Source organism: Sphingobium salicis subsp. salicis (assembly GCF_049472635.1).
GTDB classification, from domain to species: domain Bacteria; phylum Pseudomonadota; class Alphaproteobacteria; order Sphingomonadales; family Sphingomonadaceae; genus Sphingobium; species Sphingobium yanoikuyae_A.
Genome location: NZ_JAYRCS010000001.1, coordinates 290,419 through 311,946 on the forward strand (window position 1 = coordinate 290,419; position 21,528 = coordinate 311,946).

Here is a 21,528-nt window from a genome sequence, read left to right on the forward strand (position 1 = left end):
CAGCTTCTCAGTCGAATCTGACTTGCCGTGCATCCACCCTTCTGTGGCAAATCAATTGGTCGAGGAAATAGCGGACTTCCGGCAATCGCCAGTCTCTTGACGCCCAATCGGAACATAAGTAGAACAAACTTGCCTTTCGCAGTGTGTTCCAGGCTCCACCACCATGGAGTCCAGTATGACACGCAACGTTTCCATCCAAACCTACCTGCCCAAGCATGTCGCTGCCTGGGTTCAGGATGAGGCCACCCGCGCCAAGCAGAGCCGCAGCCAGTGGATCGGCGCTATCGTCACCGATCTGTTTCAGGGCCAAGAGTTTCGGGAGGAGGGCCGCAGGAATGTCGAGCATATCAAGCGGCAGTTGACGTTCATTGCCGTGGCGCTTGATGGCCTGCTTCTGGAACATCCGGACAAGTCCCTTCGCGGCCGGGTGCACGAAGCTCACCGGCGCAAGGTAACAGAGGCCGATTCGGAGCAGAGGCGATGATCCGGCGCGTAGGATCAATGTTGCGCGATAGCGAGAAGCTTGCGCTGCCATTCGGCAAGCCCGCTGTGACAGAAACCACACTCGAGCCAATCTCCGTCCGGATCGCGGATGCCATTCGGTTGACCGGTATCCGGCGATCCAAGCTCTATGAACTGATTGCTTCTGGTGATTTGGAGACGGTCAAAATCGGGCGGTGCACTCTGGTCCCGGTAGCCAGCCTGCACGCTCTGATCGAGCGCGCGAGGCAAGGGCTGTTATGATGCGCTGTGGCCGAACTTGGGGCGCAGGATGGTCGCGCCGTCGCGCAACTGATCGATGTAGTCGGACCAGTGCTGCATCATGCGCACCCGCTCTTCCCAATACTGGCCACGGGCGTAAGCGCGGCGGATCGAGTTGCCGTCCGCGTGGGCAAGTTGGCGCTCGATGGCATCGGGGTTCCAGATGCCCATCTCGTTGAGCAAGGTGGCGGCCATGGCGCGAAAGCCGTGACCGGTCATCTGATCCTTGCTGAAACCCAGCCGACGTAGTGCGGCATTGATCGTGTTGTCCGACATCGGGCGGTCGAGCGCCCGCAGCGACGGAAACAAGAAAGCGCTGTAGCCGGCGTCGTGTTCGATTTCACCGATGATCGCCAAGGCCTGCCGTGAAAGCGGCACGGCGTGAGGGCGTCGCATTTTCATCTTGTGGTCGGGGATCGTCCAGACCGCCTTGTCGAAATCGAACTCGCTCCATTCCGCCCAGCGCAGCTCGCCGGGACGGACGAACAAGTGAGGCAGCAGCCGGAGCGCAATCCGCGTCAGGTCGTTGCCGTCATAGTCCTCGACCGCGCGAAGCAGTCCGCCGGCTTCCGTTGGAGTCGTGATCGCGGCGCGGTGAGTGGTGCGCGGCGTGACGAGCGCACCGCGCAGATCGGAGCAGATATCGCGCTCGGCCCGTGCCGTGGCGATGGCATAGCGGAACACTTGGCTGCACGTGCTGCGGATCCGATTAGCGGTGTCGTACCGCTTCGACGCCTCGACCTTCTTGAGAACAAGCAGCAATTCGTGGGCAGTGATTTCGGAAATCGGACGTTTGCCCAAGGCCGGGTAGGTTTGCGCCAGCAGCCAGCGGGCTTTCTTTAGGGTAATGGCGGCGAGACCCTCCTTCTCGATCTTCTCTAGCCATTCTTCCGCCACGGCCTGAAACGTGTTGGTAGCAGCGATCGATTTGGCGATCTTGTCCAACTTCGCCTGTTCAAGCGGGTCAAGTCCCTTGGCGAGCTTGCGGCGCGCTTCGAGCAGCAGCTCGCGCGCATCGCCCAGCAGAATCTCCGGCCAGCGCCCGAACGACAACGTCCGTTGCTGTCCACCGAAGCGGTAGTTCATGCGCCAGTATCGGATACCAGTGGTCTTCACGAGCAGGTACAGGCCGTCGCGATCCGACAGCTTGTAATCTTTTTCTCGGGGTCTGGCGTGCTTCACCGCGTTGGCGGTCAAGCCCGTCTTGCGTTTCGCACCGTCCGACATTGATGGACCTCCGCATTCATGCTCGGGGTCCGATCCATCATCCGTACCATCATTGTACCCGGATGCAGGTGGAACCGTCCGAACCGCTGCGGGGGATCATACCAGAAAAAGTGATGGAAAACAGCCGTTTGATGGACGCTGCCGGACGTCTTCAAACGGAGAAATGGAGGCCCGAGCCGGAATCGAACCGGCGTGCAAGGATTTGCAGTCCTCTGCGTCACCACTCCGCCATCGGGCCTTCCGTGCGGTGGAGGCGGCAAATGTCCGCCTTTGATCGCAAAGTCAAGCGCGGGAAGGCGAACAATCCCAAGAATCTCGCTCTCCATCGTGGAAAGCCGCTTGGCGCGGGGGAAATGCTGATTTAGAGGTCCGGTAATCCCCTAAGTGTATTGCATTGCCAATACAGTTGTGCCAAGCGAGGAACTATCGTGACCGAGCAGAACTTTTCTTCGATGCGGACCGCCATGGTCGAGAGCCAGCTGCGCACCAGCGCCGTGGACGATCAGCGCGTGATCGCTGTGATGGCGAAGGTGCCGCGCGAGGACTATGTCCCCGCCGAGCGCCGGGCCATGACCTATGTCGATCGCCCGATCCCGCTGGACGGCGACCGTGCGCTGAACCCGCCGCTGGTCACTGGCCGTCTGCTCAAGGAAGCCGATGTCCAGGCCGGCGAGAAGGTGCTGCTGATCGGCGCCGCGACCGGCTACAGCGCGGCGCTGCTCGCCGAGCTGGGTGCGCAGGTGACGGCAGTCGAGGTCGAGGGTGGCGCGGAGATCGCGGTGCCCGGCGTGACCGTGGTGCGTGGCCCGCTGGCCGCCGGCGCATCGGCCGGTGCGCCCTATGATGTTCTTTTCATTGACGGCGCGGTGGAGGAAGTCCCCGCTGCGCTCGTCCAGCAGCTAGTCGATGGGGGACGGGTGGTGACGGGCGTCGTCGAACGCGGTGTCGCTCGCCTGTGCAGCGGCCGCGCGGTGGCGGGCGTGCTGGGTCTCGCCAGCCTTACCGACATGGAAATGGTCGTGCTTCCCGGTTTCGCCGCGCCGGAGCAGTTCGTTTTTTGAGACAGGATAGATGACAGCAAAGCGTATGACCCTTCGGCGCCAAGCCGCTACAGCCTTGCTGTTGCTATCCTCCTCCATGGCAGGGGTGGCGCATGCCGAAACCCTGCAGGGCGCGCTGGCCAAGGCCTATCGCACCAACCCGACCCTGACCGGCGCGCGCGCCGGTCAGCGGGCGACGGACGAGAATGTCCCGATCCAGAAGGCGGCGGGGCGGCCCACCGCCAATTCGCAGCTCCAGTTCCAGGAACTGGTGATCCGCCCGTCGAACAGCTTCCTGGCGCCGCATCGTTCGGCCAATGCCAGTGCCAGCATCGACGTGCCCATTTATTCCGGCGGCACCGTGCGCAACAGCGTGAAGGCAGCGGAAACGCGCGTCGAATCGGGCCAGGCCAATCTGCGCGGGACCGAGGCGAGCGTGTTCTCGCAGACGGTCGCCGCCTATATGGACGTGATCCGCGACAGCGCGCTGGTGTCGCTCAATGCGGCCAATGTGAAGGTGCTGGAGGTCAATCTCCAGGCGACCAACGACCGGTTCGAAGTCGGCGATGTCACTCGCACCGACGTTGCCCAGTCCGAATCGCGTCTGGAACTGGCCCGGTCCGACCTGCAGCGCGCCGAATCCAACCTGATCACCAGCCGCGAAAATTATATCGCGATGGTCGGCGAGGCGCCGGTCGATCTGGAATCGCCGCCCGCTCTGCCGGGCCTGCCGGCCGATCCCGACAGCGCCGTGCGCGTCGCGCTGGCCGATAATCCCGATATCCTTGCCGCGCAAAAGTCGCGTGAGGCGGCGCGCTATGACGTGAAGGCGGCCAAGGGCGCCACGCTGCCGACCCTAAGCGGTTTCAGCCAGGGCAGCTATACCGACTATATGGACAAGGATATTGCGGCCAACAAGCAGGCGGCAGTTGGTGCGACCCTGACCATTCCCTTCTATCAGGGCGGTCGCCCGGCCGCGCAGGTGCGCCAGAACCAGGCGCTCGAGTCGCAGGCGATCGAGCGGCAGATCGAGGTCGAGCGCGGCGTGATCTCGCAGGCGCGCGCCGCCTATGCCGCGCTGCAGGCGTCGCTGCGCACGATCCAGTCGAGCCAGAAGGCGGTCGATGCCGCCGAACTGTCGCTGGAAGGCGTGCGGGCGGAAAATTCGGTCGGCAGCCGCACCATCCTCGACATCCTCAATGCCGAGCAGGAATCGCTCAACGCCAAGGTCGAACTGGTGACCGCGCGCCGCAATGCCTATGTCGCCGGCTTCACCCTGCTGGCGGCCATGGGCCATGCCGAGGCCGACGATCTGGGCCTGGAAAGCGGCACCCTCTATGACCCGATGGTCAATTATGATCGGGTCGAGGGCAAGTGGTTCGACTGGGACTATGACGGCAAGCCCCAGGCGGTTTCGACGCGTACCGTTGACACGCCGGCTCAAAACGCCAAAGTCGATGCCGTGCAGCCTTAACCGCTTGTTAACCTGAACAGGTAATCTTGGCGGAATAGGTGCGGAATGAAATTTGGACGGGAATTATCCATGGGTGACATGACCAAGGAACCCTCGATGGAAGAGATACTCTCGTCCATCAAGCGGATCATCGCCGAAGAGGGCGAGGATGCCGTTCAGGCCGCGCCGCAGCGCCGCCAGAAGACCCCGATCGACCTGAGCGCCGCGTCCCATGCGGTGATGTCGGCCGAGGTCGAGGAAGTGCTGGAACTGACCGACGAGATTCCGGTGGAGGAAGTGATGCCCGCGCCCAAGTCGACCCGCGCCGTGAAGGCTGTGGCCCCGTCCGAATCGGACGGCGACTCGATCCTGTCGGTGGAAAGCGAAGTGGCCGCGCGTCATTCGCTTTCGGCCCTGTCCACCATGCTGGTCAGCCCGCGCGAGGGCGAGGACAATACGCTTGAAGCTCTGGTCCGCTCGATGCTGCGGCCGATGCTCAAGGAATGGCTCGATGCGCGCCTGCCCGCGCTGGTCGAGGACATGGTCGCCAAGGAAATCTCTCGCATCACCGGCCGCTGAGGCCGACAGGCCGGCGATCGCGCGCCGGCCTCTTGCCGGGGGCGTAAGGCGCGCCTAGACCACGGATCATCTCATCGACGCGCCTGGCCGTGCATTGCATGCGCCGGCACGCCGTGTTTTCGATCCGAGGGTGATTTTTCCATGAAACATATCCTGCTTGCCGGCCTTGGCGCACTGGCCCTGTCGCCGATGCTGTCGTCTGTGCTGGTGGCGCCGGCGGCTGCCCGTCCTTTCACGCCCAATGACATGGTGTCGCTAGACCGGGTGTCGTCGCCGACCGTGTCGCCGGACGGCAAGTGGATGGCCTATCAACTGCGCAGCACGGATCTCGCCAATAATCGCGGCCGCACCGACCTCTATCTGCTGGCAATCGACAAGGCGGGGCAGGCGCCCCGGCTGATCGCGTCGGTGCCCGACAAGAATGAGGCATCGCCGGTCTTTTCGGCTGACGGCAGCGCGCTTTATTATGTCTCAAACGCCAGCGGCGACGACCAGTTGTGGCGCGCGCCGATCGCGGGCGGTCAGCCGGTGCAGATCAGCAAGGCGCCCGGCGGCATTTCCGGCTTCCTGCTGAGCCCCAAGGGCGACAAGGTGGCGCTGTGGGCCGACCGTCCGGTCGGTGCGCGCACGATCGACGATGTGAAGGTGCCGACCCCGCCGAGCGCGGGCAGCGGCCGGGTCTATGACCAGCTGTTCGTGCGCCACTGGGACACGTGGAGCGACGGCCAGCGTTCGCAGATCTTCGTCATGCCGGTCGCGGGCGGCAAGGCGGTGTCGGTGATGGGCGGCCTGGTCGGAGACAGCCCGTCCAAGCCGTTCGGCGGGGCGGAGGAACTGGCATGGAGCGCGGATGGCAAGACGCTGTTCTTCACCCTGCGCGAGGCCGGGCGGATCGAACCGCTGTCGACCAACCTCGACATCTTCAGCGTACCGGCCGATGGCAGCGCCAAGCCGGTCAACCTGACCGATGCCAATGATGCGACCGACACGATGCCGGTTGTGTCGCCCGATGGCAAATGGCTGGCCTATGCCGCGATGAAGCGGCCCGGCTATGAAGCCGATCGGCTGGTCCTGATGCTGCGCAACATCGCCACCGGCGAGACGCGCGCGCTGACGCAGGGCTGGGATCGATCGGTCGGATCGATCGCCTGGGAAGCGCATGGCAAGGGGCTGCTGGTCACCGCCAATGACGTGCTCGACAATCCGGTGTTCCGGGTCGATGCCGCATCGGGCAAGGTGACGCGCCTTACCGAAAAGGGCCATGCCGGCAGCGTCGTGCCGCTGCCCGATGGCGGTTTCGTCTATGCGCTGGACAGCATCCAGTCGCCGGCCGATTTCTGGAAGATGCCGGCGAAAGGAAAGCCGGTCCGCCTGACCAGCGTCAATGCGCAGAAGCTGGCCGGGGTGGACGACGTGTCGGTCCAGCGCTTCAGCTTCAAGGGCGCCAATGGCGACACGGTCTGGGGACAGATCGTCAAGCCCATGGCTGCCAAGGGCAAGCTGCCGGTCGCCTTCCTGGTCCATGGCGGGCCGCAGGGCAGCTTCAACGACAGCTGGTCCTATCGCTGGAATCCCAAGGCGTTCGCCGCCCATGGCTATGCCGCGGTGATCGTCGATTTCCATGGCTCGACCGGCTATGGTCAGGCCTTCACCGACGCGATCAACCAGGATTGGGGTGGCAAGCCGCTGGAGGATCTGAAGCTGGGCCTCGCTGCTGCGGCGGCGAAGGACGCCAATGTCGACGCGGGCAATGCCTGCGCGCTCGGCGCCAGCTATGGCGGCTATATGATGAACTGGATCGAGGGGCAGTGGGCCGATGGCTTCAAGTGCATCGTCCAGCATGACGGCGTGTTCGACGCCCGCGCCATGGCTTATGAGACCGAGGAACTGTGGTTCGACGAATGGGAGCATGGCGGCCCCTATTATGAGAAGCCCGAAGAGTTCGAGAAATGGAACCCGGTCAATCATGTCGCCCAGTGGAAGACGCCGATGCTGGTCGTGACCGGCGAGAAGGATTTCCGCATTCCCTACACCCAGGGGCTGGCTGCCTTCACCGCGTTGCAGCGGCGCGAGATTCCGTCGCGCCTGGTCGTCTTCCCGGACGAGAATCACTGGGTGCTGAAGCCCAAGAACTCGCTGCAATGGTATGACGAGGCGCTGGGCTGGCTGGACCAGTGGACCGGCGCGACCAAGGGGAAATGAGCCTTTAAGGGCCTGGCCCGGCCTGCTATATTGGCCCCATGGCAAAGATGAAGGTCGATATCGTCGATGGTCCCATCGACCTCGGCAAGCCGGGCAAGCCCAGATACCGGACCGTCCACAAGGACGGCAAGGCCGTGAAGCTGCGGGTGGTCGATGCCGACAGCCCGCAGTTCGAGGCCGAATTCCTCGCCTCCTTCCGCGCCAGCGTTCGCAAGGCGCGGGAAGAGAATAAGGCGATCAGGGACAAGATTTGATCGGCAAGGGCCATGCGCGGCCGCGCCTGTGGATCGTCGCGGGCCCCAATGGCTGTGGCAAAAGCTCGGCCTATGGTCGCAGCGACGTGGCCGAATTTGATGGTTCGGTCTGGATCATCAATCCCGATCTCCTGACCGCCCGGTTGCGGGAAAGTGAGGGGCTGGCGCAGGACGCCGCCAATCTGGCGGCCGTGCAGCGGATCGAGGCCTGGCTGGATGCGTCGATCGACGTGCATCAGACCATCGGCGTGGAGACCGTGCTGTCCAGTCCCAAATATCGGCGATTGGTGGAGAAGGCGCGGGCGCGCGGCTTCGAGATACGGCTGATCTATGTCTATCTGGATTCGGTGGAGCGCCAACTGGAGCGGATCGCCTATCGCGTGGCGAAGGGCGGGCATGATGTGCCGGCCGACAAGGTGGCGGCGCGGCGCATAAGATCCTTTGCGCAACTGCGCTGGTTCTTCGACCAGGCGGATCGGGCCTGGGTGTTCGACAATAGCCTGAGCGAACCGCAACTGGTCGCCCGCAAGGGGGATGGCAGCATCACGATCCGCGCTGGCCTGCCGTCCGAAGTCATGGATAGCCTGATCTGACGCGCGCCATGCCTTGCGTGTCGTGCGGCAGGCGTTAAAGCGCGATCATGACCGAACTGCCCAAAACCTTTGACCCCGCCGCCATCGAGACCCGCTGGTACCAGCATTGGGAGGCCAATGGCCTGTTCCGTCCGGACCGTCCGGGCGCGGAACCCTTCACCATCGTCAATCCGCCGCCGAACGTGACCGGCAGCCTGCACGTCGGCCATGCGCTCGACAATACGCTGCAGGACATCGTCGTGCGCTATGAGCGGCTGCGCGGCAAGGATGCACTGTGGGTAGTCGGCACCGACCATGCCGGCATCGCGACCCAGATGGTGGTCGAGCGGCAGCTGAACGCGGCCGGGCAGAAGCGCACCGATTTCAGCCGCCACGATTTCGTCGCCAAGGTGTGGGAATGGAAGGCGGAAAGCGGCGGCGCGATCACCAGCCAGCTGCGCCGTCTGGGCTGTTCGATGGACTGGGCCAATGAGCGCTTCACCATGGACGAGGGCTTTTCGAAGGCCGTCATCAAGGTGTTCGTGGAACTGCACCAGCGCGGCCTGCTCTATCGCGACAAGCGCCTGGTCAACTGGGATCCGCATTTCCGATCGGCCATTTCCGACCTGGAGGTCGAGACCAAGGAAACGCAGGGCGGCTTCTGGCGCTTCCGTTATCCGCTGGCGGACGGCGTGACCCTGGCCGATGGCAGCGACCATATCGTCGTCGCCACCACCCGCCCGGAAACCATGCTGGCCGACATGGCGATCGCCGTGCATCCCGACGATGCCCGCTATCAGGCGGTCATCGGCAAGGAAATTCTGCAGCCGATCACCGGTCGCCGCTTCAAGATCGTCGCCGACGAACATGCCGATCCGGAACTGGGTTCGGGCGCGGTCAAGATCACGCCGGGCCATGACTTCAACGATTTCGAGGTTGGCAAGCGGGCGGGCATGAAGGCCGCGGACATGCTCAACATGTTCGATGCCGACGCCAATGTCGTGCAGACCGCCGATGGCCTGATCCCCGATCGCTTCCTGGGGCTGCACCGCTTCAAGAAGGACGGCGTGGACGGCGCGCGCGAGATCGTCGTCGCCGAGATGAAGGCGCTGGGCCTGCTTGTGCTGCATGTCACGAAGAACAAGGAAGGCGAGGAGGTCGCCGCCGATTTCGAGCCGCGCACGATCCAGACCCCCTATGGCGACCGTTCGGGCGTGGTGATCGAGCCCTGGCTGACCGACCAGTGGTATGTCGACGCCGGCAAGCTGGCGGTGGCGCCGATGCAGGCGGTGCGCGACGGCCGGATCGAAATCGTCCCCAAGAGCTGGGAAAAGACCTTCTTCAACTGGATGGAGAATATCCAGCCCTGGTGCGTGTCGCGCCAGCTCTGGTGGGGCCACCAGATCCCGGCCTGGTTCGATGACGAAGGCAATGCCTATGTCGCCGAGACCGAGGAAGAGGCGCAGCTGCAGGCCGGCAACAAGAGGCTGGTCCGCGACCCTGACGTTCTCGATACCTGGTTCTCGTCCGCCTTGTGGCCGTTCGGCACGCTGGGCTGGCCGGAGCAGAGCGAGACGCTCAGCCGCCATTATCCCAATGACCTGCTGATCTCTGGCTTCGACATCCTGTTCTTCTGGGATGCGCGCATGGCGATGCAGGGCATGGAATTCATGGGCGATGTGCCGTGGAAGAAGCTCTATCTCCATGGTCTGGTGCGCGCCGCCGACGGCCAGAAAATGTCCAAGTCCAAGGGCAATGTGGTCGATCCGCTGGGCCTGATCGACAAGTTCGGCGCGGATGCGCTGCGCTTCTTCATGGCGGCGATGGAAAGCCAGGGCCGCGACGTGAAGATGGATGAGAAGCGGGTCGAGGGTTATCGCAACTTCGCGACCAAGCTGTGGAACGCGGCGCGCTTCCTGCAGGCCAATGGCGTCACCGCCTCGACCAGCCGCGAAGCGCCGCACGCCGCGCTGCCGGTTAATCGCTGGATCATCGCCGAAACGGTGGCGACGGTGCAGGCGATCGACACCGCCATGGCCGAACTGCGCTTCGACGCGGGCGCCAACGCCATCTATCACTTCGTCTGGGACCAGTATTGCGACTGGTATATCGAACTCACCAAGGGTTCGATGGATGACGAGACGAAGGCCGTTGCCGGCTGGGCGTTCGACCAGATCCTGGTCATGCTGCACCCCTTCATGCCCTTCATCACCGAAGAGCTGTGGCAGCTGACCGGGCAGCGCGCGCAGGAACTGATCGTGGCCGAGTGGCCGGTCGCCCTCTATGAAGTCGACACCGATGCGCAGGGCGAGATCGACTGGCTGATCCGTCTGGTGAGCGCGATTCGCACCGCGCGGACCGAACTCAACGTGCCGCCGGGCGCCAAGCTGCGCATGGTCGTGCGTGACGCATCGGAGTTGACGCGGGGGCGCCTGGATCGTCAGGGTGCGGCGCTGGCGCGCCTTGGCCGGATCGAGAGCCTGGCCTTTGGCGAGGATGTCGCCGGCGGTGCGGCGCAGATCGTCGTCGACGAGGCGACCTTCATCCTGCCGCTGGAAGGCGTGATCGACATCGCGGCCGAAAAGACCCGCCTCGAAAAGGCGCTGGCAGCGGCGGCCAAGGAACGGGATTCGCTGGGCGGTCGCCTGTCCAACCCGGCCTTTGTCGAGAAGGCCAAGCCCGAGGCCGTGGCCAAGGCGCGCGAGGATCATGCCGAAAAGACCGCCGAGGCGGAAAGGCTGAAGGCGGCACTGGACCGGCTGGGCTGAGCCGCCTAGCCTGCGCCGCAATCGGGGATAAGGGGTAAGGGCGAATGGCAGCAGGGGCACAAGGGGCGCGGGACCTGACACAGGGGCCGATCGCCTCCACCTTGCTGACATTCGCCATCCCGACACTGGCGTCCAATATCCTCCAGTCGCTGAACGGATCGATCAACGCGATCTGGGTCGGTCGCTTCCTGGGGCCACAGGCGCTCGCCGCGACGGCGAACGCCAATATCATCATGTTCTTGATGTTCTCCGTCGTGTTCGGCTTCGGCATGGCGTCGACGGTGATGATCGCGCAGGCGGTCGGCGCGCGCGACATGGATGCGGCGCGGCGCGCCTTCGGCTCGGCGGTCGGCTTCTGCTTCCTGCTGGCCATGGGCGTCGCGGTGGCGGGCTGGTTCGGCGGGCCGGCGCTGCTGCACCTGCTGGCGACCCCGCCCGAAGCGTTCGACATGGCGCTGACCTATTTGCGCGTCATCTTCGTCGCGATGCCGGCCTCGCTGCTGAGCGTCATGATGATGATGGGGCTGCGCGGCACCGGCGACGCGCGCACGCCGCTGATCTTCATGATCCTGTCGGTGGCGATCGACCTGGTGCTCAATCCGGTGCTGATCCTGGGGTTGGGGCCGATCCCGGCGATGGGGATTGGCGGTTCGGCGGCGGCAACGGCGGCGGCGGGCTTCATCAGCCTGATCGCGCTGGTCATCTATACCTATGCCAAGGATTTGCCGTTGCGGCTTCGCGGCGCGGAGCTTGGCTATCTCAAGCCCGCGATGGACGAGATGCGCGTGTTGTCGACCAAGGGCCTGCCGATGGGCCTGCAGATGATCGTCATGTCGACGTCCGGCCTGGTGATGATCGGCCTGGTCAATCGCGAAGGGTTTCTTGTGACGGCGGCCTATGGCGCGGCGCAGCAGATCTGGACCTATCTGCAGATGCCGGCGATGGCGATGGGCGCGGCGGTCAGCGCCATGGCGGCGCAGAATATCGGCGCGGGTCGGTGGGATCGGATCAGCCGGATCACCGGCTATGGGATATCCTATCTGCTGGCGATCACCGGTGCGATGGTGGTCGTCATCCTGATCTTCCATGAAGCGCTGCTGGCGTTGTTCCTGAGCCATAACCAGGCGGTGATTGATGCGGCCTGGAACATGCAGTTGCTGGCGAGCTGGAGCTTCATGCTGTTCGGCTGCACCATGATCCTGTTCGGGGTGATGCGCGCCAATGGCGTGGTGGTGGCGCCGCTGCTGATCCTGGTCTTCACCCTCTTCGCGGTGCGGCTGGGCTTCTATTATCTCGCCTATCCCCGGATCGGCGCGGATGCGCTGTGGCTGAGCTTCCCGGTGGGATCGGCGGTATCACTGACGCTCGCAGCTCTGGTCTATTGGCAGGGCGGCTGGCGCGAGGCCAAGCTGATGGTGCCGATGCACGAAGAGGAATGCCGTGAGGCGGTGCATAGCGAAACCGAACCGGCCGGTCGGATCGCGCCGACCGGTTGAGGCCGAGACGCCGATCAGCGGCCTTGGTTGCGCCAGCGGGTGATGGTGCGGGTGAGGATATCGTCCTCGCCGCCGGCCTGGCGCCAGAGCTGGGTGAAGCTGGGATCGCCGGAAGCCGGGCGCCGCGCTTCTTCCAGATTGTCGAGCGCGACGCGGATCGGCACGGCGACACCTTCCCCGCAGATGATCGCCTCGCGGTTGCGCAGGGCAGGAATCGAATCGAGGAAACCGCGCGCGCCTTCGGGCATGGCCGCCTTCACGAAGGCCTGGTCGCGGTCATTGTTGAGGCGCATCGAGATGATGGTGCCGCACTGCGACAGCACGCCCTCGGCCAGGTCGGACGGACGCTGGGTGATGAGGCCCAGCGATACGCCATATTTACGACCCTCCTTGGCGATCCGCTCCAGGATGCGGCGCACCGCCTGGCCGCCGCCGGCAGTGCTGGCGGGAATGTAGCGATGGGCTTCCTCGCACACGAGCAGGATCGGCCGTTGCGGTTCGTCGCGTGCCCATAGTGCATAGTCGAACACTAGCCGGGACAGCACCGAGACGACAACCGAGGTGATGTCGGAGGGCATGGAGGACACGTCGATGATCGAGATCGGCTTGCCGCCCGAAGGCAGGCGGAAGATCTTAGCGAGGAAGGCCTGCATTGAATCGGCCACCAGCATGCCGGAGAACATGAAGGAATAGCGCGGGTCGCCCTTGATCTCGTCGACCTTGGACTTGAGGCGCAGATAGGGAAGCGATCCGGTGCCCTTGTCGAGCTTGCCCATCTCGTTCTGCAGGATCGCGGTGAGATCGGACAGGAGATAGGGGACGGGCGAATCCACGGTCAGGCGGCCGATGCTTTCGGCCAGACGGTTCTTCATCCGTGCGGCGAGCAGGCATTTGGCGAGGATGTCGCAATCCTGGGTGCGCTCCGCGCCTTCGGAGGTGACGAACACCTCGCAATGTTCCTCGAAATTCATCAGCCAATAGGGCAGGGCGAGATTGTTCACGTCGAACACCGCGCCATTCTGCTGAAAGGCGGCGCCATATTCGCCATGAGGATCGATCATGACGATATGCCCCTGGGGCGACAGGTCGCAGATGCGGTGCAGGATCAGCGCCGCGCTGGTCGACTTGCCGGTGCCGGTGGAGCCGAGCAGCGCAAAATGCTTGCCCAGCATCGAATCGACATAGAGCGCGGCGCGCGTGTCCATCGTCGGATAGACAGTGCCGATCTGGACATGCGGCCGGTCGTCGGCGGCATAGATTTGCTGCATGTCGTAGCTGGACACCGGATAGATGTCGGTGCCGGGCGTGGGATAGCGGGTGACGCCGCGCCGGAAGCCGTAGATGCGGCCGGTCAGCTTTTCCTCATCTCCTTCGCCCAGAAAGTCGATATCGGCGATGATCGCTCCGCCATCGCGCCGGTCGAGCATCAGCGACCGGATATTGGCGATCAGCCAGCGATCGCCGACCCGCATCTTCACCTGGCTGCCGACCTGGCCGGCCATGGCGAGGCAGGTGTCGGGATCATGGGCCAGCGCCGCGAGGCTGTTGGGATCGACCAGGATCTTCGAACTCGACCCGGCGATCTGGAACACCATGCCCAGCGCCTGGTGCATGCCGGCAGACGATGCGGCAGCGCCCGTGTCGTGCGAAAATTGATGTGCGCCCGGCATCTGGGTCATGAGCCTCTATTGTCCCCCGCAGCCGGCACGCGTCCGGCAATCGACCAGATTGCTATCGGGGGGAGGTAAATATTGGATTACCCACGGGCCGAAATGCCCATTGCGGAACGGCCCGTGGAGCCCGGAAATCCGCGCTGATGCGTCCCATGATCCCGCTTCCGGCTCGCTCCGTCGCGCAGGAGGGGGAACAGGAGCGGGTTTCGGGCATTGGAAACCTGCCACAATCAGGATTTTTGCTTGCCCGATATCGTCTTGGCCAATGCGACGCGCCGTTCCGACGCGATCGCGATTGCGCGTGTGATCTGCATTCTGGGTGTCGTCTATGTCCATGCCTGGACCGGACGGAATGGCCAGGATCTGGAACTGCTGCGAGGCTCCCCGCAGGAAGGGCTGCGCTGGGTGCTGATGGAGATTTTCGGCCGTAGCGCGGTGCCGCTGCTGGGCCTGATCTCCGGCTGGCTGGTCGGCGGGTCGGCGCGCACGCGCAACTGGTTCGATCATGTCGGGCGCAAGGCGCGGACGATCCTGCTGCCGATGCTGTTGTGGAATGCGGTGGCGATCCTGCTGGTGTCGGGCGCGGCCTGGCTACTGGGCCTGTCGGCGCCGGTGCCGCAGTCGGGCGGCTGGATCGCCGAGGAATTGTTCATCATCAACCGCAATCCGGACATCAATGTCCAGATGCCGTTCCTGCGCGACCTGTTCCTGTGTATGGTGGCCGCGCCCTTGTTGGTGCGGTTGCCCAACTGGATGCTGATGGCGGTCGCGCTGGCGGCGCTGTCATGCCAGATTGCGGGGCTCGGGCCGCCGGTACTGATGCGCCCGTCGATCCTCTTCTTCTTCACCATCGGCATATTGGCCCGGCGCGAGGGCTGGGCGGACCGGGCCGCGGCAGTGCCGATGCTGGCAGCTTCATTGCCCTTTGGCCTGCTGATGGGCGCGCAACTCTATGTCTCGCTCAAGGGCGGGGCGGGGCTGGCGCCGCTGGCCCTGGCGTGCCTCGACATGTCGGTGCGCATGGCCGCATCGCTCTGTTTCTGGCGCTTGGCCTGGGCACTGGCGGAAAGCCCGGCGCGCGGCCTGCTGATGCGGGTCGAGCCCTATGCCTTCTTCCTCTTCTGCGCCCATCTGATCCTGATCTGGCTGGGCGGGCCGCTACTGGGGCAATTGTTCGGTCCGCTCGGATCGCCGCTCTATCCGCTCTATCTGATCGCCCAGCCCTTCCTGGTGCTGGCGGTGGTGATCCTGATCGGCAACCTGATGCAGCGCCTGTCGCCGACCATGGCCGGGCTGATGAGTGGCGGCCGGCTGGCCGCCACCTGAGGCATCAGGCCAGTTCGCGGGCGCCGATCGCCTGCGCCGCTGCCATGGCGATCTCATAGCTGCGCTTGCGCGCCGCAGGATCGAAGATCTGGGCGGCGATGATCACCTCGTCCACGCCGGTGCGATCGATGAAGGCAGCCAGGTCGCGCTCGACATCCGCCTGGGTGCCGATGCTGGAGGCGCTCAGGACATCGGACAGCATGGCGCGGGCCTGCATCGGCAGGCTGTCATAATAGCCCGCCAGTGGCGGTTGCAGCTTGCCGGGCTGGCCAGTGCGCAGCCGCACGAAGGCCTGCTGCATCGAACTGGCGACCAGTTCCGCCTCCGCCGCACTGTCGGCGGCGAAGATATTATAGCCGGCCATGGCATAGGGGCGGTCAAGCTGGGCCGAGGGGCGGAAGTCGCGGCGATAGATGGCCAGCGCCTCGTCCAGCGCGGCCGGGGCGAAATGGGAGGCAAAGGCGTAAGGCAGCCCGAGCGCGGCCGCCAGTTGCGCGCCGTAGAGGCTGGAGCCGAGAATCCAGAGCGGCACATTGGCGCCTTCGCCCGGCGTGGCCTGAATGCCCAGCCGATCGTCGCCGGCGAAATAGGCCTGGAGTTCGAACACGTCGCGGGGGAACTGGTCGGCCCCGCCGCTGAGGCCGCGGCGGATGGCTTGCGACACTTTCTGGTCGGAACCGGGCGCGCGGCCCAGACCCAGGTCGATGCGGCCGGGGAACAGCGCGTCGAGCGTGCCGAACTGTTCGGCAATCAGCAGCGGCGCGTGGTTGGGCAGCATGATGCCGCCCGCGCCGATGCGGATGGACGATGTCGCCTGGCCGATATGGGCGAGCACGACGGCGGTGGCGGCCGATGCGATGCCGGGCATGCCATGATGTTCGGCCACCCAGAGGCGGTGATAGCCCAATGCCTCGACATGGGCGGCCAGATCGGCAGCGTCGGCAAGGGCGGCGGACACGTCACTGCCTTCGCGGACAGGAACGAGATCAAGGACGGAGAAGCGGGTCATGGCCGCCATATGGGGCGATGGTCGGTTTTATTTCAATACCGAATATCAGCCGGCGCGGCCAAAGCCCTGTGGTTCGACGCGGCGGCCGAAGGTGGGACGGCGCGCGACCAGCGGATTGGCGTCGCGATCGAGCAGGGCCATGGTCTCGGTAAAGCAGGGGCGCAGCGCCACCACGGTCTCGATCAGTTCGTCCGGGCTCTCGCGAAATTCGACGCAGCGGCGCGCGACCATTTCGATCTCTTCGGCCATGGCACTGAGCCGATGGGCGCCGAACTGAGCCGATTCGCCCTTCAGCGTATGGGCGGGGCGGACGAGGGAGACGGCATCGCGGTCTCGAAAGGCCTGCTCGATGGTGCCGATCGCCTTTTCACCATCTTCGCGGAAATAGCCCAGAATGCGCATGAAGGCCGTACCCAGCTCCGTGCGGGTCCGGGCAAAATCGTTCCAGTCCACCAGTTCGGTAGCGTGTTCGGGCACCTGCGCACTCCTTTCCTGACGCTCGCGAGATTAGCCGGCGGGCGTAAACAGCCGGTTAAGCCGGCACCTTGCTGAGTGCGAAACGCTGCGGGGAAAGGGCGGAAAATTGCCATCCATGCTGCTGCGCCAGGGCCGCCAGCTCGCGCGGGGCGATAGCGTCATCGGCATCGATCGTCACATGATCTGCGTCACGCATCGCTCGGGCGGCGCGCAGGACGGGCCAGGGACATTTCATGCCCCTGGCGTCGACATGAAAGGGGGCGGCATCGGGGCCGCCCGCCTCATTTGGCATAGGGGTTCTTGGCGCTGCGCAGCGTCAGGCGTACCGGCACGGCGCCGAAGCCCAGTTCCTTGCGGATGCCGTTCACCAGATAGCGACGATAGCTTTCGGGCAGTTCGTCGAGCCGCGTGCCGAACAGGACGAACGTCGGTGGGCGCGTCTTGTTCTGGGTGATGTAGCGCAGCTTGATCCGCTTGCCACCCGGCGCTGGCGGCGGGTTGGCCTCCAGCGCGGCTTCGAACCAGCGGTTGAGCACGCCGGTCGAAATGCGCTGCGACCAGGCGGTGCGGGTTTCGAACGCGACCTTGATCAGGTCATCAAGGCCCTTTCCGGTGGCGGCCGACACGGTCATGATCGGCACGCCACGGACCTGCGCCAGGCCGTCGAACAGTGCCTGCTTGATGCCCTGATAGAGGGCCGAGCCATGTTCCACCGTATCCCATTTGTTGAGGGCGACGATGAGGGCGCGGCCTTCTTCCAGCACCTTGTCAGCAATGCGCAGATCCTGCGCCTCCAGGCCGCGGGTGGCGTCGAGCAGCAGCACCACGACTTCGGCGAAGTTCACGGCGTTCAGGCCATCGGACACGGCCAGCTTTTCCAGCTTGTCCTGCACCTTGGCGCGCTTGCGCATGCCGGCGGTGTCGATCAGGCGGACGGGGCGTTCCTCGCCCTCATAGCTGGTCCACATCCAGTCGACGGCGATGCTGTCGCGGGTGATGCCGGCTTCCGGTCCGGTCAGCAGGCGGTTTTCGCCAAGCAGCCGGTTGATGAGGGTCGACTTGCCGGCATTGGGGCGGCCAACGATGGCGAGCTTGAGCGGCGCGCTCTCCTCGTCCTCGTAAAATTCCTTCTCATGCTCCTCGCCATCCTCGCGTTCGAGATAGGGGAGCAGCGCCTGGAACAGGTCGGCCAGGCCCTGGCCATGTTCGGCGGAGAAGGGGATGGGTTCGCCCAGGCCCAGTATGAAGGCTTCCATGACGCCGGCTTCGGTCGCCTTGCCCTCGGCCTTGTTGGCGACCAGGATCACCGGGGCGTCGCCCTCGCGCAGCCAGCGGGCGATTTCCTCGTCCAGCGGGGTGATGCCGGCGCGGGCATCGACCATGAACAGGGCGACGTCGCAATTCTCGACCGCGGCCTGGGTCTGCATGCGCATGCGACCGGGCAGGCTGTGGGGATCCTCATCCTCATAGCCGGCGGTGTCGATGATGGTGAAGTCGAGGCCCAGAAGATGAGCCTCGCCCTCGCGCCGGTCGCGGGTAACGCCGGGCTGGTCATCGACCAGCGCCAGCTTCTTGCCGACCAGGCGGTTGAAAAGGGTGGACTTGCCCACATTGGGCCGCCCGACAATGGCAACTGTGGGCAGCATGATGTGGGCCCGTTTCCTTTCTATCGCTGCCCTTAACGCAGCGCCGTCAGCTTGCCGTCATCGGCAAGGATGTAGAGCATGTTGTTGGCGACCACCGGCGAGAGCGACATGGACTTGTTCATGTCCACTGCCTGCTGGATGGTGCCGGTCGCCGGATCGACATAGTTGAGATCACCATGGGTCGATACCAGAATCAGGCGGCCACCGGCAAGGACCGGGCCGGTCCAGCGGATCGCCTTGTCCTTCTTCTTTTCCTTCTGCCAGCGGCGCAGCTGGCTGATCCAGCGGATCTTGCCGGTCGCGCGGGCGACGCAGAGCAGCTTGGCATCGCTGGTGACGGCAAACACCCACTCACCTGCGATCCAGGGGGTGGAGATGCCGGCGATGTTGATTTCCCACAGTCGCTGGCCGCTGGTGAGTTCGTAGGAGGCCATGCGGCCGCCCTGGCCGATCGCGAAGACGCGGCCGCGGTCGATCACCGGATCGGCGTCGATGTCGGTCAGCGAGGCGACGGCGGTGGAGATGCTGGTGCGCGAGAGCGCATCGCCCCACAGGGTGCGGCCATTTTCATAGCGATAGGCGTTGATCTCGCCCGAGCTGTAGCCTGCGATCACCGTGCCCTGCGCGGCGGCCGGAGCGGCCACGCCGAAAATGCCGGTCACCTGCAGCGTGCCGCTGTCGGTCCACTGGGTGGCGCCGTCGCTCTGGTTGAGGGCGAAGATCTGGTTGTCCTGGCCCATCACATAGACATGGCCATTTTCCAGCGTCGGGGCGCCGCGCAGCGGGCCGCCGGGATGGACCTTCCACCCGATCGAGCCATCGGCCACGTTCATCGATACGACGTCGCCCACGCCGGTGCTGGCGAACAGCTTGTCGCCCAGGACGCTGACGCCGCCGCCGAACAGGGCGCGGCCATTGCCTTCGGCCGGAAGGCTGGTCTGCCACAGCTTCTGGCCGGTGTTGGCATCCATCGCGATGACATGGGCGCCGGCGTCGATCACGAACAGCTTGCCGCCGGACACGACGGGTGCGGAGGCAAGGCGCGCTTGCGGCGTGCTGCCTTCGATCGATGCGGTCCAGGCCTGCTGCGGCGATGCGCCCAGCGCCAGATGGCCCATCGCCTTGGACGGATCGCCGCCCGGCTGCGACCATTGGTCATTGGCGTAGGATTCGGGCAGGGTGACGGGCACGTCGGCCAGGGTCGGATCGACTTCGATCCCCTGTTCGTTTGACAGGATCGAGGTGCGGTTGCCGACCACCGGGGTTTTGGGGCCGCCCTTCTTGCCGCCGACCACGCCGCAGCCCGCCAGCATCGCAACCAGGGCGACGGTGGTCAGGGTACGGCCCATCGGGCCGAATTTCGTGATGCTGTGCTTAGCCATGCGCTTGCTTATCCCTGTACCGGTTCGGCGGGCGTTTCGACCGCATCAATTCCCAATAGCCCCGCCATCTGTCGCGCACGTGAACGGATCGACTGGGGCACATTCTCGTCCTTGGCCATGGCCGCGAACATCGGGCCGGCCAGTTCGGGCTTGCGCATCTTCATATAGGCGATGGCAACCAGTTCGCCGGCGCTGCCGAACCAGGGCGCGCCCTCGACGGCGAGGGGCTTGAGGCGATCGACCACCTGCTGCGGCTTGAGCGCATCGAATTCGATCGTGGTCTGACGGATGAGGGCCAGGTCGCGATAGGGCTGGTCGAGCGAGCTGTCCGCTGCCATTGCCTTATAGGCTTCGATCGCGGCCTTGTTGTCGCCCTTGCGCGCGGCGAGGCCGGCCTTCACCAGCAGGGCGGAGGCGCGATAGCCGGGCTGGCTGGCCTTGGCCAGGGCATCGACATCCTTGGCATCGGGCGTGCCGCCGCCGACCGCAGTCGCCAGCATCTTGTCCATCTGTTCGGACACGGCTTCCGACTGGGTCTTGCTGTAATGCTGCCAGTAAAGCCAGCCGCCAAAGGCGGCGAGGCCGACGATCAGCAGCACGGCCAGGGCGCGGCCATAACGCTGCCAGAAGGTCAGGAGCTGGTCCTGGCGGACGGCGTCATCGACCTCCCGCATGAAGGCTTCGCTGTTTTGCGGCGTCAGGGCCACGGGAATCTCCGAAAAATGGTCATTAGGGGCAGCCGGAAGGCGGGATCATTAGCGGCGCAGCGTGGCCACGCAAATCACTTTTTCGGCCGATAGACCTGATCATCGCCCGGAAAGCTGCGATTGCGCACCTCCGCGGCATAGCTTTCTGCCGCCTGGCTGATCGTTTCGGCAAGGTTGGCGTAGCGTTTCACGAAGCGCGCGGTACGTTCGAACATGCCCAGCATGTCCTCCGCCACCAGCACCTGGCCATCGCAACGGGCCGATGCGCCGATGCCGATCACGGGTATGTCGACGCTGGTCGTGATGATGTCGGCCAGTTCCTCCATCACCCCTTCGACCACCATGCCAAAGGCGCCGGCGGCGGCCACGGCCTTGGCGTCGCCCAGGATCTTGGCATGTTCCTCCTGGCTCTTGCCGCGCGCGCCATAGCCGCCCAGCGCATTCACCGCCTGCGGCGTCAGGCCGATATGAGCCATCACCGGGATGCCGCGCTGGGTGAGGAAGCGGATCGTCTCCGCCATCGCCTCGCCGCCTTCCAGCTTGACCCCGGCGCAGCCGGTTTCGGCCATGACGCGGCTGGCGCTGGCAAAGGCCTGCTGCGGCGATGCCTCATAGGAGCCGAAAGGCATGTCGACCAGGACGACGCTGTGATAGCTGCCGCGCACCACGGCGGCGCCATGGGCGATCATCATGTCGAGTGTGACCGGCAGGGTGGAGGGCAGGCCATAGATGACCTGCGCCAGCGAATCGCCGACCAGCAGCATGTCGCAATGCGGATCGAGCAGTTGCGCCTGGCGCGCGGTATAGGCGGTCAGCATCACCAGCGGCTCGTCGGTCTTGCCCTCGAACTTGCGGCGCTGGATCTGGGGCACGGTCAGCCGCTTCATCGGGGCGGGCGTGGGATTGGCGCGGCTGGTCGCGGTGTCGAGCGTGAAGGTCGTGGACATGGGGCGCG

At 64.8% G+C, this 21,528-nt stretch carries 20 protein-coding genes and 1 tRNA gene; 11 read left to right on the forward strand and 10 right to left on the reverse strand.

Features of this window, described 5'->3' with window-relative positions:
* Positions 1-175 precede the first annotated feature (175 nt).
* A complete protein-coding gene (locus VHN57_RS01405) occupies positions 176-484 on the forward strand; it encodes a hypothetical protein (protein WP_278986616.1) in 309 nt (102 codons plus the stop codon).
* Positions 481-744 carry a helix-turn-helix domain-containing protein gene (locus tag VHN57_RS01410; protein WP_341462720.1) on the forward strand — a complete coding sequence of 88 codons (264 nt, stop codon included), beginning with the start codon at positions 481-483 and terminating at the stop codon, positions 742-744. Before VHN57_RS01405 ends, VHN57_RS01410 begins: the two co-directional genes overlap by 4 nt.
* Here the strand turns inward: VHN57_RS01410 and VHN57_RS01415 are convergent.
* Together VHN57_RS01415 and VHN57_RS01420 are read right to left on the reverse strand one after the other, a co-directional pair.
* Positions 739-1,989: a tyrosine-type recombinase/integrase gene (locus VHN57_RS01415; protein ID WP_278986617.1), complete on the reverse strand. Its 1,251-nt coding sequence runs from the start codon at positions 1,987-1,989 to the stop codon at positions 739-741. The two genes, VHN57_RS01410 and VHN57_RS01415, sit on opposite strands and share 6 nt — an antisense overlap.
* 164 nt (positions 1,990-2,153) lie before the next feature.
* Positions 2,154-2,227: transfer RNA gene (locus VHN57_RS01420), tRNA-Cys, on the reverse strand.
* A gap of 190 nt (positions 2,228-2,417) precedes the next feature.
* Here VHN57_RS01420 and VHN57_RS01425 point away from each other — a divergent pair.
* The 8 genes from VHN57_RS01425 to VHN57_RS01460 all read left to right on the forward strand — a co-directional run bounded on the left by VHN57_RS01425 (position 2,418) and on the right by VHN57_RS01460 (position 12,353).
* Complete coding sequence (locus tag VHN57_RS01425; RefSeq protein ID WP_004210712.1) at positions 2,418-3,050, forward strand: protein-L-isoaspartate O-methyltransferase family protein; 633 nt, start codon at positions 2,418-2,420, stop codon at positions 3,048-3,050.
* 10 nt (positions 3,051-3,060) lie between these two features.
* On the forward strand, positions 3,061-4,503 hold the full coding sequence (locus VHN57_RS01430; RefSeq protein WP_278986618.1) for a TolC family outer membrane protein: 1,443 nt from the start codon (positions 3,061-3,063) through the stop codon (positions 4,501-4,503).
* A 69-nt stretch (positions 4,504-4,572) separates the two neighbouring features.
* A complete protein-coding gene (locus VHN57_RS01435; protein WP_004210714.1) occupies positions 4,573-5,061 on the forward strand; it encodes a DUF2497 domain-containing protein in 489 nt (162 codons plus the stop codon).
* 141 nt (positions 5,062-5,202) lie between these two features.
* On the forward strand, positions 5,203-7,263 hold the full coding sequence (locus VHN57_RS01440; protein WP_423282433.1) for a prolyl oligopeptidase family serine peptidase: 2,061 nt from the start codon (positions 5,203-5,205) through the stop codon (positions 7,261-7,263).
* 38 nt (positions 7,264-7,301) lie between these two features.
* The gene (locus VHN57_RS01445; protein ID WP_004210716.1) at positions 7,302-7,517 is read left to right on the forward strand and encodes a hypothetical protein; all 216 of its coding nucleotides are present in this window, start codon (positions 7,302-7,304) and stop codon (positions 7,515-7,517) included.
* On the forward strand, positions 7,514-8,110 hold the full coding sequence (locus VHN57_RS01450; protein WP_125986080.1) for an AAA family ATPase: 597 nt from the start codon (positions 7,514-7,516) through the stop codon (positions 8,108-8,110). The genes VHN57_RS01445 and VHN57_RS01450 overlap by 4 nt, the downstream gene beginning before the upstream one ends.
* Positions 8,111-8,157: 47 nt before the next feature.
* Positions 8,158-10,857: a valine--tRNA ligase gene (locus VHN57_RS01455; protein ID WP_278986623.1), complete on the forward strand. Its 2,700-nt coding sequence runs from the start codon at positions 8,158-8,160 to the stop codon at positions 10,855-10,857.
* 44 nt (positions 10,858-10,901) lie between these two features.
* Positions 10,902-12,353, forward strand: a complete 1,452-nt coding sequence (locus tag VHN57_RS01460; protein ID WP_423282436.1) for an MATE family efflux transporter — start codon at positions 10,902-10,904, stop codon at positions 12,351-12,353.
* A gap of 14 nt (positions 12,354-12,367) precedes the next feature.
* Here VHN57_RS01460 and VHN57_RS01465 read toward each other — a convergent pair whose 3' ends face one another.
* Entirely contained in the window at positions 12,368-14,032 is a 1,665-nt protein-coding gene (locus VHN57_RS01465) for an ATP-binding protein (protein WP_278985507.1), read from the reverse strand.
* A gap of 237 nt (positions 14,033-14,269) precedes the next feature.
* Here VHN57_RS01465 and VHN57_RS01470 point away from each other — a divergent pair, with 237 nt between their 5' ends.
* A complete protein-coding gene (locus tag VHN57_RS01470; protein ID WP_278985508.1) occupies positions 14,270-15,352 on the forward strand; it encodes an acyltransferase family protein in 1,083 nt (360 codons plus the stop codon).
* Between the two features lie 4 nt (positions 15,353-15,356).
* Here the strand turns inward: VHN57_RS01470 and VHN57_RS01475 are convergent, their stop codons facing one another.
* From VHN57_RS01475 to panB, 7 genes are all read right to left on the reverse strand, one after another.
* Positions 15,357-16,361 carry an LLM class flavin-dependent oxidoreductase gene (locus VHN57_RS01475; protein WP_278985509.1) on the reverse strand — a complete coding sequence of 335 codons (1,005 nt, stop codon included), beginning with the start codon at positions 16,359-16,361 and terminating at the stop codon, positions 15,357-15,359.
* A gap of 45 nt (positions 16,362-16,406) precedes the next feature.
* A complete protein-coding gene (locus VHN57_RS01480; protein ID WP_004210730.1) occupies positions 16,407-16,838 on the reverse strand; it encodes an Hpt domain-containing protein in 432 nt (143 codons plus the stop codon).
* A gap of 55 nt (positions 16,839-16,893) precedes the next feature.
* Positions 16,894-17,130, reverse strand: coding sequence for a sulfurtransferase TusA family protein (locus VHN57_RS01485; RefSeq protein WP_026109037.1), 237 nt, complete (start codon positions 17,128-17,130; stop codon positions 16,894-16,896).
* Entirely contained in the window at positions 17,120-18,484 is a 1,365-nt protein-coding gene (gene der / locus VHN57_RS01490) for a ribosome biogenesis GTPase Der (protein ID WP_010338561.1), read from the reverse strand. Before der ends, VHN57_RS01485 begins: the two co-directional genes overlap by 11 nt.
* Before the next feature lie 32 nt (positions 18,485-18,516).
* Positions 18,517-19,866, reverse strand: a complete 1,350-nt coding sequence (locus VHN57_RS01495; protein WP_037516361.1) for an outer membrane protein assembly factor BamB family protein — start codon at positions 19,864-19,866, stop codon at positions 18,517-18,519.
* 8 nt (positions 19,867-19,874) lie between these two features.
* The gene (locus VHN57_RS01500; RefSeq protein ID WP_004210734.1) at positions 19,875-20,573 is read right to left on the reverse strand and encodes a tetratricopeptide repeat protein; all 699 of its coding nucleotides are present in this window, start codon (positions 20,571-20,573) and stop codon (positions 19,875-19,877) included.
* Positions 20,574-20,647: 74 nt separating this feature from the next.
* Positions 20,648-21,520, reverse strand: coding sequence for a 3-methyl-2-oxobutanoate hydroxymethyltransferase (gene panB / locus VHN57_RS01505; RefSeq protein ID WP_004210735.1), 873 nt, complete (start codon positions 21,518-21,520; stop codon positions 20,648-20,650).
* Positions 21,521-21,528 lie beyond the last annotated feature (8 nt).

Coding starts and splice junctions, on each gene's coding strand:
- VHN57_RS01495 (WP_037516361.1), bottom strand. CDS start 19,866: ATGGCTAAGCACAGCATCACGAAATTCGGCCCGATGGGCCGTACCCTG.
- VHN57_RS01415 (WP_278986617.1), bottom strand. CDS start 1,989: ATGTCGGACGGTGCGAAACGCAAGACGGGCTTGACCGCCAACGCGGTG.
- VHN57_RS01460 (WP_423282436.1), top strand. CDS start 10,902: ATGGCAGCAGGGGCACAAGGGGCGCGGGACCTGACACAGGGGCCGATC.
- VHN57_RS01430 (WP_278986618.1), top strand. CDS start 3,061: ATGACAGCAAAGCGTATGACCCTTCGGCGCCAAGCCGCTACAGCCTTG.
- VHN57_RS01475 (WP_278985509.1), bottom strand. CDS start 16,361: ATGACCCGCTTCTCCGTCCTTGATCTCGTTCCTGTCCGCGAAGGCAGT.
- VHN57_RS01455 (WP_278986623.1), top strand. CDS start 8,158: ATGACCGAACTGCCCAAAACCTTTGACCCCGCCGCCATCGAGACCCGC.
- VHN57_RS01410 (WP_341462720.1), top strand. CDS start 481: ATGATCCGGCGCGTAGGATCAATGTTGCGCGATAGCGAGAAGCTTGCG.
- VHN57_RS01405 (WP_278986616.1), top strand. CDS start 176: ATGACACGCAACGTTTCCATCCAAACCTACCTGCCCAAGCATGTCGCT.
- VHN57_RS01435 (WP_004210714.1), top strand. CDS start 4,573: ATGGGTGACATGACCAAGGAACCCTCGATGGAAGAGATACTCTCGTCC.
- panB (WP_004210735.1), bottom strand. CDS start 21,520: ATGTCCACGACCTTCACGCTCGACACCGCGACCAGCCGCGCCAATCCC.
- VHN57_RS01485 (WP_026109037.1), bottom strand. CDS start 17,130: ATGCCAAATGAGGCGGGCGGCCCCGATGCCGCCCCCTTTCATGTCGAC.
- VHN57_RS01445 (WP_004210716.1), top strand. CDS start 7,302: ATGGCAAAGATGAAGGTCGATATCGTCGATGGTCCCATCGACCTCGGC.
- VHN57_RS01465 (WP_278985507.1), bottom strand. CDS start 14,032: ATGACCCAGATGCCGGGCGCACATCAATTTTCGCACGACACGGGCGCT.
- der (WP_010338561.1), bottom strand. CDS start 18,484: ATGCTGCCCACAGTTGCCATTGTCGGGCGGCCCAATGTGGGCAAGTCC.
- VHN57_RS01440 (WP_423282433.1), top strand. CDS start 5,203: ATGAAACATATCCTGCTTGCCGGCCTTGGCGCACTGGCCCTGTCGCCG.